Raw genomic sequence first — 14,836 nt, forward strand, 5'->3', positions numbered from 1 at the left:
GCCTCCAGCTCCAGGCTCCGCTGCATCGCGGCGGCGGCCCGCCGCACCGCGTCCTCGCCGGTCCCCGCCGCTCCGGACAGGTCGACGTGCGCGAAGGCCGGCCCACCCGGCGCGTCGATCCAGGCCCGCCACCCCGCCGGCTCGTGCCGGAACCGGAGGCGGAGCGCGTCGTGGTGGCGGAACAGCGCCCCGGCGGCGCGTGCCAGCGCGGCGGGGGAGAGCGGGGCCTCCGCCCGGAGCAGCACCGCGTTGTTGAAGTGGTGGCGGTCGGGCCGGGGGTCCTCCAGCAGCCACCGCTGGATGGGGGTGGGCCGCACCTCGCCCGTGACCGGTCCCTGCTCGGCCAGGATCCGGCGCGCCGGCCGGGCGGCCGCGGCGAGCTCCGCCAGCGTCGGGTGGCGCAGCAGGTCGCGCGGGGTGAGGAGGATCCCCTGCTGCCGCGCGCGGGCCACCACCTGGATCGCCAGGATGGAGTCCCCGCCGAGCTCGAAGAAGTTGTCTCCGCGCCCCACCGGCCCGGTCCGCAGCAGCGCCGCCCAGATCCCCGCGAGCCCCTGCTCGGTCCCGTCCGCGGGCGGGATGTACACCGCCCCCGTCCGCACCGGCTCCTCGTCCGGCGCCGGGAGGGCCCGGCGGTCCAGCTTTCCGTTGGCGCCCAGCGGGAGCGCGTCCAGCTCCACCCAGGCCGCCGGGACCATGTACTCGGGGAGGGACGCGGCCACGTGGGCCCGCAGCTCCGCCGCCGTGGGAACCCCCTCCGGGTGCGCCACCAGGTACGCCACCAGCTGCCGGTCGCCGCGCCCGGTCTCCCGGGCCGCCACCGCCGCCTGCCGCACCGCGGGGTGCTCCGCGAGGACGGACTCGATCTCGCCCAGCTCGATGCGGAAGCCCCGCACCTTCACCTGGAAGTCGATGCGGCCCAGGAACTCCAGCTCGCCTCCGGGAAGGAGCCGCACGCGGTCGCCGGTGCGGTACAGCCGCCCCCCCGCGGTGGGGCCGAAGGGGTCGGGTACGAAGACGTCCGCGGTGCGGTCGGGCTCGTGGACGTAGCCGCGGCCCACGCACACCCCGCCCACGAGCAGCTCCCCGGGGACTCCCTCCGGGACCGGGTCCAGCTCCGCGTCCACCACGTACAGGCGGACGTTGGGGAGATGCCGTCCGATGGGGACGCTGCGCACCCCGGGCGCGGGCGGCTCGTGCACCGGGTGGTGGGTGACGTCGTCCGAGCACTCGGTGGGGCCGTACGCGTTGAGGAGGGGGACGTGCGGGTACGCCTCCAGCCAGTCGCGGGCCAGCTCCGGGGGGAGCGCCTCGCCGGTGGGGATCATCCAGCGCAGCGCCCGCAGCGGGACGGGGGCGCCCCCCGGACTGCGCAGCTCCTCCACCAGCGTGCGCATCAGCGAGGGGACCGTCTCCAGCACGGTGATCCCCCGCGCCTCCACCTCCCGGGCCAGGGCGGCGGGATCGTTCGCGACCTCGTCGGGGAGGACGTGCACCTCGCCGCCGACGAGAAGGGGAGCCAGGAACTGCCACACCGAGATGTCGAAGCACTGCGACGCGGTCTGCGCCACCCGGTCCCCGCGGCCGAGCCCCAGCTCGAGCACCTTGGCGTGCAGGTGGTTCAGCATCCCCCGGTGCTCCACCATCGCCCCCTTGGGCGTGCCGGTCGAGCCGGAGGTGAAGATCACGTACGCCAGCCCGTCCGGCGAAGGCGGCGCAGGGAGCGGCCCGCCGGGGCCGGGGCCGGCCAGCGCATCCTCCAGCGGGCGCACGCAGGGGCGGGCGGCAGCGTCCATCTCCGCCACCGCCGCCTCCAGCGCGGGGCGAAGCGCCCCCGCGACGAGCACCAGCGGCGTGCGGCTCCCCTCCAGCACCTGCCGGTGCCGTCGGGGCGGGTGCGCAGGGTCCAGCGGGAGGTACGCCGCGCCGGCCAGCAGCACCCCGAGCGCCGCGGTCCAGAAGTCCAGCCCCCGCTCGGTGAGCAGCGCGACGATCGTCTCCGGTCCCACCCCCTCCTCCGCGAGATGCCGGGCCAGGAGGCCCGCGCGCCGCTCCAGCTCCCGGTACGAGACGCGCTCCGCCCCCCACACCACCGCCGTGGCCTCCGGCGTGCGCGCCGCCTGCGCGGCGAACCGCTCCGCGAGGCCCTCCTCCGGCAGCCCGGCGTCCGTGCGGTTCCACTCCTCCAGCAGGTGCTCCCGCTCCGCGGCGGTGAGCCAGGGGAGGCGGCCCAGCGGAACGGCCGCCTCCCCGTCCAGCGCCGCGCCCATCCCCTCCAGCACCGTCGCCAGGTGCGCCAGGAGCCGCTCCACCGCCGCCCCGGCGAGCTCCGCGGTGCGGAAGGTGGCCTCCAGGTAGAGCTGCTCGCCGGGGCGGGCCAGCACGAAGAGCGGGTATCCCACGTTCTGCATGGACCAGCGCCGCGCCCGCCACCCCGGCGCGTCGTCCTCGGGGTAGTTGACGAAGGCCAGGATGCTCTCGAAGCGGGCGGCGGCGGCCAGGCGCTGGATCTCGTACAGGGCGATCTGCTCGTGCGCGCGCGCCTCCCGCTGGCTCCGCTGCAGCTCCGTCAGCCAGTCGGAGAGCGGGGCCTCCGGCCGCACCCGCAGCCGCACCGGGAGGGTGTTGACCAGCACGCCCACGGCGGTCTCCACCCCCTCCGGTCCGGCCGAGCGCCCGGCGGTCACGCCCCCGAAGAGCACCTCCCGCTCCCCCGTGTAGCGCGACAGCAGGAGCCCCCAGGCGCCCTGGAACAGGTCGTTGGGGGTCAGGCCGTGGCGGCGCGCGCCCCGGAGGAGGCGTCCGGTCGCCTCCGGCGTCAGGTGCAGCCCGTGCCGGCGGTACGCCTCGCCGCGCGATTCGTCGGCGGCCGGCGCGGGGAGCACGGAGCGCAGCGGGGTGGGGGCGGAGAGGCCGGCCAGGGCACCCTCCCAGTACGCACGGGCGGCGTCCAGCGGCTGGTCCGCGAGCCACTCCAGGTAGCGCGCGAAGGAGAGCGGCTCCGGCAGCTCCACCGCCCCTCCCTCCCGCGCCGCGTCGTACCCCTCGCGGAACTCGCGCAGCACCGCCGACGCCGACCACCCGTCCAGGACGATGTCGTGGAAGCTCCAGACGAAGTCGAAGGAGTCGTCCTCCAGGAGGAAGACCGAGAGGTGCATCAGCGGGAGCCGGTCCAGCGCGTACCGGCGGCCGTCCTCGGCCCCGACCCGCGCCGCCAGGTCGCGCCGCGCCGCCTCCCCGCGGCCGCGCCAGTCGTGCACCTCCAGATCGAGCTCCCCGTGGGGGTGCACCACCTGCAGCGGCGCCTCCACCCCCTCCCAGGCGAACGTCGTGCGCAGCGCCGGGTGCCGCTCCACCAGCCCGCCCCACGCGCCGCGGAACGCCTCGGCGTCGAACGGGCCCGCGTAGCTGCAGTGCACGTGCTCCACGTAGGCCGCCTCGTCCGGCGCCAGGAGCGAATGGAAGAGGATCCCCTGCTGCATGGGGGAGAGGGGGTGGACCGTCTCCCCGGCCTCCTCGCTTCGCGCCCGCTCGCCGCCGGGCGCGGGGGGCTCCACGGCAGCCGCCACCTCCGCGAGCGCGGCGACGGTGCGCAGCTCGAAGAGCTGCTGCAGGGTGATCCGCATCCCGGCGCGGTGTGCCTGCGACACCACCTGGATCGCCAGGATCGAGTCGCCGCCCAGCTCCGGGAAGGGGTCGTGGATCCCCACGGGGTCCACGCCCAGCAGCCGCGACCACACGCCGGCCAGCACCTGCTCGGCGGGAGTGCGGGGCGGCGCGTACGGCTGCGCCAGCGCGGGGCGCGCCGCCTCGGGGTCCGGAAGGGAGCGGCGGTCGACCTTGCCGCTGGGGAGGAGAGGGAACCGCTCCAGGAACACGAAGGCCGAGGGAACCATGTACGGCGGCACCCGCTCCTCAAGGAAGGCCCGCAGCTCCGTCACCGTGACCGGTTCCGCCGGCACCGTGTACGCGACGAGCCGCCGCCCGGCACCGGCGTCCGGGAGGGCCGTGACCACCACCCCGCGCACGGCCGGGTGCAGCGCCAGCACGGCTTCCACCTCGCCCGGCTCCACGCGGAAGCCCCGCACCTTGACCTGGTGATCTAGCCGCCCCAGGAAGTCGACGGCTCCGTCGGGGCGAAGGCGCACCCGGTCGCCGGTGCGGTACAGACGCTCACCCGGCGCGGTGGCGAAGGGGTCGGGGAGGAACCGCTCCGCGGTGAGGTCCGGCCGCCCCAGGTAGCCGCGCGCCAGGTTGTCGCCGCCCAGGTACAGCTCGCCCGCGATCCCCACCGGGACCGGCTGGAGGTGCGCGTCCAGGACGTGCACGCGCGTGTTCCACACCGGCCTCCCGATGGGCGGGAGGGCCGGCCACCCCGAGGGATCGCCCTCCAGGGTGTGCGCGGTGACCACGTGGCTCTCGCTGGGGCCGTACATGTTGTGGACCCGGCACCCCGGGAGCCGCTCGAAGAGGCGGACCAGCGCCGGGGTCGTCTGGAGCTGCTCCCCGGCGGGGATCGCCTCGCGCAGCGATGCCGGGAGCGGCGCCCCGTCGTCCACCCACCCGGCCAGCTGGCGCAGCGCCACGAAGGGGCAGAAGAGGCGCTCCACCCGGGCCGCGGCCAGGAGCGGGACCCAGCGCGCGGCGTCCCTGTGCACCGCCTCCGGGATCAGCACCAGCGTCCCGCCGGTAATCCAGGTGGAGAAGATCTCCTGGAAGGCGACGTCGAAGCTGAGCGTGGAGAACTGCAGGGTGCGCGCTCCCACGGCGTACTCCGGCTGGGCGTGCTGCCATGCCAGCAGGTTGGCCAGGGTACGATGTGGCACCGCCACCGCCTTGGGGCGCCCCGTGGAGCCCGAGGTGAAGATCACGTAGAGCAGGGTGTCCGCGGACGCGCCGGAGACGGGGTCGTCCTCCGTCGCCCCCGGGGCGGCCGGGTCCAGCTCCACCCGCAGGGCCTCCACCCCGGAGCCGAGGCGGTCCCGCAGCGCCGCGGAGGTCACCGCCAGCTGCGCGCCGGCGTCCTCCAGCATCAGCGCCAGCCGCTCCCGCGGGTACGCCGGGTCCAGGGGTACGCAGGCGGCGCCCGCCTTGAGGATCCCCAGCACCGCCACCGCCATCTCCGGCGACCGCTCCAGGCAGAGCCCCACGCGCCCGTCCGGGCGCACCCCACGCGCGCGGAGGAGGTGCGCGAGCCGGTTCGCCCGGCGGTTCAGCTCCGCGTACGAGAGGCGTTCGCCCCCCCACTCCACGGCCACCGCATCCGGGGTGCGCCGCACCTGCGCCTCCACCTGCTCGTGAAGGGGAGCGTCGCAGTAGGGGGCCGCCGTGCGGTTGAGCGCCTCGCGCTCCGCCTGCTCCCCCGCCGTGAGCAGGGGGAGCTCCGACAGGCGCCGCTCCGGGTCCGCCGCCGCCGCTTCGAGCAGGGTGGCGAAGTGCCCCAGCAGGCGGCGCACGGTGGCCGCGTCGTAGAAGTCGGTGGGGTACTGGGCCTGCACCAACACCCCGTGCGGCGCGTCCGTGGCCCACACGGTCAGGTCGAAGCTCTCGCCCCCCGTCGCCACCGGGAAGGGACGCACCTCCAGCCCGGGGAGGCGGAGCTCGCTCCCGGCGGCGGCGTGCTGGTGGACGAACATCACCCGCGTCAGCGCCTCGCTCCCTGCCCCGTGCGGGTCCAGCGCGCGCGCCACGGCCTGGAAGGGGACCTCCTGGTGGGCGAAGGCCGCCAGCGCCGTGGCGCGCACCCGGGCCACCAGCTCGCGGAAGGTGGGGTCGCCCGACAGCTCCGTCCGCAGGGCGAGGGTGTTGACGAAGAAGCCGATCAGCCCCTCCAGCTCACGGAAGCCGCGGCCCGCCACGGCGGTGGCCGCCACCAGGTCGTCCTCCCCGGTGTAGCGGTGCAGCAGCGCGTTGAAGGCGGCGAAGAGCACCATGAAGGGCGTGGCGTCTCCCGCCCGTCCCAGCGCTGCCAGCCGGTCGCCCAGCGCGCGCGGGAGCACCACGACCTCCTGGGCGGCGGCGTGGGTACGCTCGGCGGGCGCCGGGCGGTCGCGCGGCAGCTCGGGGTTGGGCAGCCCGCCGCCGAGGTGCTCCCGCCACCAGGCGAGCTGGCGCTCCACGGCGTCGGCCGGGAGACGCTCCCGCTGCCAGGCGGCGTAGTCGGCGTACTGCACCGGCAGCTCCGGGAGCTCCGGCGCCCCGGCCCCCACCGCGACGGCGTACAGGGCCGAGACCTCGCGTGCCAGCACGCCCGAGGACCACCCGTCGGAGACGATGTGGTGCACGGTCCAGGCGAGGACGTGCTCTTCCTCGCCCAGGCGCAGCAGGCGCACCCGGAAGAGGGGGCCGCGCTCCAGGTCGAAGGGGCGCAGGACCTCGGCCGCGATGCGGCGGCGTGCCTCGCCCTCGCGCTCCCCTTCCGGAAGTGCGGCCAGATCGTCGAGCGGGAGCGGCACCGGGGCGGGCGGGTCGATCACCTGCACCGCCTGTCCGGCCGGCGTGGTGAGGATCCGGGTGCGCAGCGTCTCGTGCCGGCGCACCACCCCGGCCAGGGCCCCCTCCAGCGCCGCCGCGTCCAGCGCGCCCGAGAGGCGCAGCGCCCCGGCCATGTTGTGGGTCGTGTCCGCGGGGTCCAGCTGCTGCAGGAACCAGAGGCGCTCCTGCGCGAAAGAGAGCGGGAGCGGCGCGGCGCCGTCGCGGGGGACCCGGGGAATCGGCGCCTCCGCCGGGCCGGCCGCGGCCGCGCGCTCCGCCTCCACCCGCTCCGCCAGCCCCGCCACGGTGGGCGCATCGAAGAGGGCGCGCAGCGGCAGCACGATCCCGAACTCGTCCCGCACCCGCGCCACCGCCTGCGCCGCCAGGAGCGAGTAGCCGCCCAGCGCGAAGAAGCTGTCGTGTACGCCCACCCGCTCCACGCCCAGGGTCTCCGTCCAGACGCGCGCCAGCGCCTCCTCGGTGGCGGTGCGTGGCGCCACGAAGTCATGCACGGCGGGCGCGGGCGCCGGGAGGGCGCCACGGTCGACCTTGCCGGTGGCGGTCAGGGGGAGCCGGTCCAGGGGGACGAACACCGCGGGGAGCATGGACTCCGGGAGCCGTCCCGAGAGGTGCTCCCGCAGCGCGTCGGCGGGCGTGGGTCCGGCGAGCACCACGTATGCGCACAGGAGCCGCTCCCCCCGCGCGTCCTCGCGGTCCACCACCACCACGTCGCGCACCGCCGGGTGGGTGCGCAGGGCGTGCTCCACCTCGCCCGGCTCGATGCGGACGCCGCGCAGCTTGATCTGGTGGTCCCTGCGGCCCAGGATCTCCAGGCTGCCGTCGTCCAGCACCCGCCCCAGGTCGCCCGTCCGGTAGACGAGGTCCTCGGGGTCCTGCCGCGGGTTGAAGGGGTTGGGGACGAAGACCTGCGCGGTCAGCTCCGGCTGCCGGTAGTAGCCCAGCGTGCGGTAGGGGGTGCGGATGAGGATCTCCCCCACCCGGCCGGGCGGACACGCCCGCCCTCTCTCGTCCACCACCACGGCCCGCGCCCCCTCCATCGGCCGCCCGATGGGGATGGAGCGGCGGTCGGCGTCGGCGCGCGTGACCCGGTGGAACAGCTTCACCATGGTCGTTTCCGAGGGGCCGTACAGGTTCACCAGCTCCACCCGCTCGCCGAAGACGTCCATCCACCGCCGCACGTCCACGGGCGGGAGCGGCTCTCCCGCCAGGAGCACGTGCCGCAGTGCCGGGAAGCGCTCCGGCGCGGGCTCCTGCTGGACGATGGAGCGGAAGAGCGAGGGGACGCAGTGCACCAGCTCGATCCGCTCGCGGTCGATCCACTCCACCAGCGCGGCCGGGTCCAGGAGCGTCTCCCGGGTCTCCGGGGCGCACACCGTCCCGCCGGCGCACAGCGGGACGAAGAAGTCGCGCAGCGAGGCGTCGAAGGCCGGGCTGGTGAACTGGCTGACACGGGTCCCCTCCCCCACCCCGAAGGTCCCGGTCTCCCAGCGGACGAAGTGGTCGATCCCCTTGAGCCGCCCGGCGATCGCCTTGGGCGTCCCCGTGGAGCCGGAGGTGAAGTACACGTAGCACATGTCGTCCGGGCCGCCGACCACCTCCGGCCGCTCCGGGGTCCGGCACGCCGCCGCCGAAAGCTCCCCGCCCAGGCACGCCACCCGGGCGTTCGCGACCAGGTCGCCCAGCATCCCCCGGAGCCCCGGCTCGACCAGGAAGAAGCCGGGCTCCACCTGGCCCAGCAGGGCCCGCAGGCGGTCGGCCGGGGTCTCCGGATCAAGCGGGACGAAGACCCCCCCGGCCTTGAGCACGCCCAGGATGGCCGCGACGGTCTCCTCCGCCCGGCCGGAGAGGATGGCGACCAGGGTTCCCTTCTCCACCCCGGCGTCGAGGAGGAAGCGCGCGATCCCGTTGGAGCGCTCCTCCAGCTCGCGGTAGCTGACGCGCAGCTCGCCGCGGGCGACCGCGACGTGGTCCGGAACGCGCGCGGCGGTCCGGCTGAACAGCTCCTGCACACTCTGGTGTGGCATGCTCTTCCGCTTGTGGGTGCCGTTCAGTTGGGGAGGAGTTCCAGAGGATCGTTGAAGTCGTCGACGAGCCCGGCCCGCTCCTCGTCCGGGAACCCCGAGACGCTGGAGATCCTCCGGTCGGGGTCGGCCGCTGCCTCCCGGAGGACGGCCTGTAGCTCCGCGGCCATGCGCCGGGCGGTGGCGGGCTCGAAGCGGGCGGCGTTGTAGCCCAGGACCGCCCGCACACCGCGGCCGGTGTCGGTCACCCACAGCTCCACGTCGAACTTGATCGCCTCGAGTGCCGGCTCCCGAACCTCCACTTCCAGGCCAGGGAGCGAGAGCGGCTCCCCGCCGGCCACGAGCAGGTTGAAGAAGGCCTGGAACAGCGGCGTCCGGCTCCCCGCGCCGCTCCCGTGCAGCTCCGCGGCGAGCTGCTCCAGCGGCACGTCCGCGTGCGCGAACGCCCCCACCATCGACTCGCGCACGCGCCCCAGCAGCTCCCGGAAGGTGGGGTCCCCACCCAGGTCGGTGCGGAGCGGGAAGGTGTTCACGAAGAAGCCGATGAGCGGCTCCAGCTCCGGGCTCTGCCGGCTGCTGGCGGAGGTCCCCACCACCACGTCCTCCTCGCCCGTCCAGACGCATAGCAGCGTCTTGAACACGGCCAGGAGCGTGATGTAGAGCGTCACCCCCTCCCGCCGGGAGAGCGCCCGCAGCGCCTCCGCCAGCTCCAGGGAGATCTCCAGCGGGTGGCTCGCCGCCCGGAAGGGCGACACTTCCCCAGCGTAGTCGTCCGGCAGTGCCAGCGTGCCGGGCGCCCCGGCCAGCCGCTCCCGCCACCAGGCGAGCTGCGCCTCCAGCGTCGGCCCGCGAAGCCGGGCGCGCTGCCAGACCGCGAAGTCCCCGTACTGGAGGGGGAGCTCCGGGAGCGGCGAGGACCGCCCGCCGGCGAGGGCGCCATAGAGCGCCGCCAGCTCCCCCGCCAGCACCCCGGTGGACGCCGCGTCGAAGGCGATGTGGTGCACTACCGCCACGAGCACGTGCGACTCCGGCGCGAGACGCAGCAGGGAGGCGCGGATCACCGGTCCGCGCTCGAGGTCCAGGGGGCGTTGCACCTCCTCCGCGGCGCGCCGCCGCGCCTCGGCCGCGCGCGCCTCCCCCGGCACCCCCGACAGCTCCTCCACGGCGAGGCGGAACCCGTCCGCCGGGAGGACGCGCTGCACCGGCCCCGCCGCGCCCAGGGAGTAAACGGTGCGCAGGACTTCGTGACGCCCCACGATTGCAGCGAAGCTGGCCTCCAGCGCCGCCACGTCCAGCGGCCCGCGTACCTCCAGCACGAGGGCGACGTTGTAGGTCGCCGTTCCCGGTTCCAGGTGCTCCGAGAACCAGAGCCGCTCCTGCGCGAAGGAGAGCGGCAGCTCTCCCCCGCGGTCGGCGCGCGGGATCGCGGACGCCGAACCGGCCGCGCGCGCCTCGCCCGCGCTCCGCTGGCGGAGCTGCAGGCGGGCCTGGAGCCGGGCGAGTTGCTCGGGGGAAAGCTCCCGGAGCCGGGCGGTACGGTCGCTCATGCGGGAACGCCCGGCGGGAGGGAGAGCTCGACGGGTCCGTGCAGCGCGCCGGAGGCAATCCGGCCGGCGATCAGGACCAGCGGGTCCAGGGAGTCCACGGGGCCGAGGCCGTCGGCGGGACGGGCCAGGGAGCGGACGAGGAGGTGCAGGTCGGTGCACCCGGCGAGCAGGGCGCCCACCTCGTAGCGGGCCAGCAGCCCGCGCAGGAAGCAGACGGCCGCCTCCCGGTCGCCGCCCCGCTTGAGGACGCCGTATATCCAATCGTGCACCCGCTGCTGGTCGGCGGCCTCCGGCAGGCGCACCAGGTGGCGGACCCGCTCCCAGCGGGGGTGGCTCTCGAACACCCGCATGGCGCGCGTCCCGGCGGTGCACACGAGCAGGTGAGGCCGCTCGCGGCGCTCCAGCTCGTCACAGGCCACGTCCACCAGCGACACCACGCGCCCGGACAGCCGCGCGGGAAGGCGGGGGAGGAGGTGGTGGAGCGTCACGCAGCAGATCACCACCCGGTCCACCCCCAGCGCCTCCAGCTCCCCCAGGGCCGCCGTCAGCCGCGCCAGCAGCGCGTCCGGGCGACCCGCCAGGAACGACTCGCTGCGGTCCGGGAAGGTCGGATCGGAGTACAGCATCACCACCGGGAGCTCCTGCTCGCGCTCCCCCTCCCCGTGCTCGTAGATGGTCCGGAGGAACTCTGCCGAGGCGAGCGGCCCCATCCCCCCGAGCACCCCCACCCGCTCGCGGCGCGCCGCCGCCTGCGCCGTCATCCGCGGGATGCGGCCGCGGCGGCGAGCCGGGAGGCGCCGCCGCACGCGGGGGAGAGCACGTCACCGAAGTGCTCCAGGACCCAGGGGTCGCTGAAGATGGTGTCCAGGTAGCGCTCGCCGCGGTCACAGAAGACGAGCACGCAGGTGGCCCCGTCCGGGATCTCCGCCTGCATCCGCTCGAAAGCGGTGAAGACCCCCCCGGAGGACCCGCCCACCAGCAGCGCCTCGCGCTCCACCAGGCGCCGGCAGCCACGCACGCAGTCCAGGTCGTCCACGTGCACGTGCCCGTCCGCGCACCCCGGGCGGAAGATGTCCGGCAGCAGCCCGGAGCCCAGCCCCGGGATCCGCCGCCTGGCGGGGAGCCCGCCGAAGATCACGCTCCCCAGTGCGTCCACGGCCACGATGTGTGTCCGCAGCCCGTTGGCCCGGGCGTAGTCGCTGCAGCCGCGCAGGGTGCCGCAGGTGCTGGTGGCGCAGAAGAGGTAGTCCACCCCACCGGCCAGCGCGGCGGCGATCTCGCGCATGGTGCCCTGGCGGTGCGCCGCAGGATTGGCCTCGTTGGAGAACTGGTCCGGCCAGAACGAGCTGGGGAAGAAGTCCAGGAGCCGACGCACGCGCTGGAGCCGTGCCGGGAGGAACTCCCCGGTGGCGGGATCCGGCTCGGTGACCACGTCCACCTCGGCGCCGTACGCCCGCAGGATGGAGATGTGCTGGGCGGTGGTGCGGACGTCGACCACGCAGACGAAGCGCAGCCCGAGGTAGCGGCACGCCTGCGCCAGCCCGATCCCCATGTTTCCGGAGCTCGACTCCACCACGACCGTCCCCGGCCGGATGGCGCCGGCCTCCACGCCGGCCCGGATGATGGCCAGCGCTGGGCGGTCCTTGGCGCTCCCCCCGGGGTTTGCGCCCTCCAGCTTGGCGAAGACCCGCAGCCTCGTGCCGGCCGCGGATCCCGTCAACGGGACAAGCGGGGTGGACCCGATCGCGGCCAGCGCCCCCCCGTCCGGTGCCCCGGGCGCGAAGCGGTCCTCCGCCTCCGTGGCGCGCGAGCTCCCAGCCTGTGTTTGCATTTCGGTCATCCAGCGGTGCACGTGGGGATCTGGGTTCCGGGAGAGGAGCAGCGCGAGCAGGCGGTGCGTACAGCGGAACGCGGTCAGGCGGCGGAGCTGCGGGCATGGTCGGAGACCGGCTGCAGGTGCCGGGCGTTTACGTCCACCGCGAAGCCCATCCCGATCCCCCGCACACCCACGAGCACCCGCCGCCCGCGGCTGGTTTCCACCACCACCCCGACGACACCCGTGAACGGCCCCTCGCACACCCGCACCTCCTGTCCCTTCTCCAGGAAGGGCTCCGGCTCGGGCTCCACCCCGGCAGAGCTCAGGGCGCTCGCGAAGCGGCGCACGTTCTCGATCTCCTCCTCGGGGATCGTGAGCGGGCGGCCGCCCACGCGGACGACCTCGACCACGCCGCGGGTCGCCAGCACCCGCGACAGGTCATCGGGGGCGAAGCGTCCGAAGACGTAGCTGGGGAACAGCGGCCAGTCGACGAGCTTCATGCGGTCCTTCCACTTCCGCAGGGCGCGGATCACGGGCAGGTAGCCTTCGACCCCCCGCTCCCGGAGCAGGGCTTCCACCCTCTTCTCGTGCCGTCCCCGAGTGTAGCAGGCGTACCAGTGCGGCTCTCTGCTCGTTTGGTCCCTTTCGAATCGGCAGACAGGAGCGCCGAAGCCCGGGAAGGTCGAACCATGCATGCGCACTGAACGGTTGGGGGCACGGCGGAGCCCTCTCGGTCACAGGAGCGACCGAACCGAGAGGTGAGGTTTGCCCGTAGAGAAGGCAAGACCCAGGCCACCCACATATTTTCCGCCTGCGCCACTACAAACGCCTACACCGCCGCGTTTTCCCGGCGGACACCGGCCGACCCGCTGTGCAGCCGCGTGCCAGACCGCCCTCCCCCTGTGAACGCCGCTGCACAGGGGAAGTTCACCCGGCCGGCTGCGGCACTCGCTTCGGGCCGGGTTCCACCCCGGCGGCCGGAACGGCCTGGTCCAGGTACCACAGGATCCAGGGCGCAGCCATCCAGAGCAGGACCAGCGGCACCGCCACAGGGAGCCTGGCAGGGCTCGCTGCCGCCACGAGGAGGGCCGTAGCCGCTCCCGCCACCGGCGAGATCCACATGCGGCGTAGATAGCCGGCCAGGTTGCCGGCGGCGCCCTTGCTCTGCCCATGCGTCACCCACTCCGTGCGCCGGGTGCGGCGGAGCATCCGCCATAGGGCCCGTCCGATGCTGTCGACGGCGAGCGCCGCACGGTGCGCGAGGGTGGTCACGGCCAGGGCGCATCCCAGGACGACCGCGACCAGCTCGTCGCGCCGGCTCCGCAGCGCCGCGGCCCCGGCGGCGCTGCGGAAGGGGGGGAGCAGCACCGCCCAGCGCAGCAGCTCGGCGAGCACGCGGCCTCCGATCACCGCCAGGTGCAGGGAACGGTGCCCCAGGGCGAGCAGCACCCACACCGCCGCCGAGCCGGGGAGCACGGTCAGGCCCAGGACCAGGAGCACCGGTGCGGAGATTCGCACCAGGGGCATGTTGGCGATCGTCAGGAGCCGTAGGCGCGACGCGGGCGGCACGGGGTTGCGCCGCCACCGGCCGCGCGCGTCGCGCACCCTGGGGAGCACCCAGGGGAGCAGTTGCCAGTTGCCGCGGCCCCAGCGGTGATAGATGGCGGTCTCGACAGCGTAGCGCGCGGACACGTCCTCGTCCATCAGGATGTCGCTCAGGTTGCCCGCCCGGAGGGGGTAGCTCTCCAGGACATCGTGGCTCGGCACGGCCGACGGCGTGGTCATCCCCTCCATGGCGCTCCGGAACGCGTCGATGTCGTAGATGGCCCTGCCGTGGCACTGCCCTTCCCCGAACACGTCATGGTAGAAGTGGCGCGCATACCGGGGCGCGCCTCCCGGCGCGGGCTCCCGCTCCGAACGGCGGCGTGCGTAGGCACCGGTGATCACGTCGAAGTACCGCGTCCGCACCGGGGGCGCGAGCGGGACCGCGAGGGGCTGGAGGATCCCGTGTCCCTCCACCACCCGCCCGAGCCGAGCGTCGAATCGCGGGCGGTTGAGCGGGTGCGCCGCCGTCCGCACCATGTCCGCGATGCACCCGGGGCCGAACCAATCGCTCTCGTCCAGCATCACCGCGTACCGGAACCGGGCCGTGGCGGCGACCCGCTCGAAGGCGCCGAACACCCAGCGGAAGCCGGTCCCGGCGGCAGGCTCCCGGATCAGGCGGTTCAGCTCCTCGATCTTGCCGGGCTTGCGCATCCACCCCATCCAGCAGCGCTCGTCCGGGCTCCAGACTCGCTCGCGGTGCAGCACGAAGAAGCGGTCCCCCAGCGCGTCGGCATGCCGTCCGTTCAGCTCCGCCACCGCCGCACCGGCCGCGACGAGGATCTCTCTATCCTCCGGAAGGGCCTGGGCGGGGGCGTCGGTGAAGTCCGAGACCAGGGCGAAGCGCAGGTTCGGGTCGGGGTTCTCGGCCGCCAGGCGCTCGAGCCGGACCACCTGTCGGCGGGCGTCCTCGGGAGAGCGCAGCAGCGTCGGGACCACCACGAGCGTGCGGTACTCGTCCGGGATCCCGTCCGGCAGCGCCATCTTCGGCAGCACCCGCGGGGGGAAGCGCCCCGCGACCAGGGAGCGGGCCATGAAGGTGCCGACGTCCACCAGGATTGGGAGCGCGACGACCCCCGCCACCGCCAGCAGGACCGCTCCCGCGCCGTGCCGCGCGGCGTAGGCGAACACGCCCACGAGGCCCGCGGCCACGAACAGGCCGCAGAGCCCCAGGTAGAGCGGGAGGGGGTGCCGCTGCAGGATGAGCTGCGCCCGCAGGCGGAGGGGAGGACGGTACCCCACCTCCCGCTCCAGCGCCGCAACGCCCGCACCGACCAGGTGATCGCCCACGTGCGCCGCCGCGGGACGGGCCTCCGGGTCGGCGGCCGCCGCCCGGGCCCGGCGCAGGGCCGCCC

General features: G+C 75.0%; 6 protein-coding genes. All 6 read right to left on the reverse strand.

All coding sequences use genetic code 11. The features are described from left to right. Positions 1-8,519: amino acid adenylation domain-containing protein (locus VGR37_04105; GenBank protein HEV2146577.1), on the reverse strand; the 8,519-nt coding region annotated here is incomplete at its 3' end. A 23-nt stretch (positions 8,520-8,542) separates the two neighbouring features. After that, positions 8,543-10,063, reverse strand: a complete 1,521-nt coding sequence (locus VGR37_04110) for a condensation domain-containing protein (protein ID HEV2146578.1) — start codon at positions 10,061-10,063, stop codon at positions 8,543-8,545. After that, positions 10,060-10,824 carry an aspartate/glutamate racemase family protein gene (locus tag VGR37_04115; protein HEV2146579.1) on the reverse strand — a complete coding sequence of 255 codons (765 nt, stop codon included), beginning with the start codon at positions 10,822-10,824 and terminating at the stop codon, positions 10,060-10,062. Before VGR37_04115 ends, VGR37_04110 begins: the two co-directional genes overlap by 4 nt. Further along, on the reverse strand, positions 10,821-11,894 hold the full coding sequence (gene sbnA / locus VGR37_04120; protein ID HEV2146580.1) for a 2,3-diaminopropionate biosynthesis protein SbnA: 1,074 nt from the start codon (positions 11,892-11,894) through the stop codon (positions 10,821-10,823). The genes VGR37_04115 and sbnA overlap by 4 nt, the downstream gene beginning before the upstream one ends. An 83-nt stretch (positions 11,895-11,977) precedes the next feature. Then, positions 11,978-12,574, reverse strand: a complete 597-nt coding sequence (locus VGR37_04125; protein ID HEV2146581.1) for a UpxY family transcription antiterminator — start codon at positions 12,572-12,574, stop codon at positions 11,978-11,980. A 232-nt stretch (positions 12,575-12,806) separates the two neighbouring features. Then, on the reverse strand, positions 12,807-14,836 hold a 2,030-nt coding region (locus VGR37_04130), incomplete at its 5' end, for a hypothetical protein (protein HEV2146582.1).

The sequence above is a fragment of the Longimicrobiaceae bacterium genome, from assembly GCA_035936415.1.
In the GTDB taxonomy this organism is placed as follows: domain Bacteria; phylum Gemmatimonadota; class Gemmatimonadetes; order Longimicrobiales; family Longimicrobiaceae; genus JAFAYN01.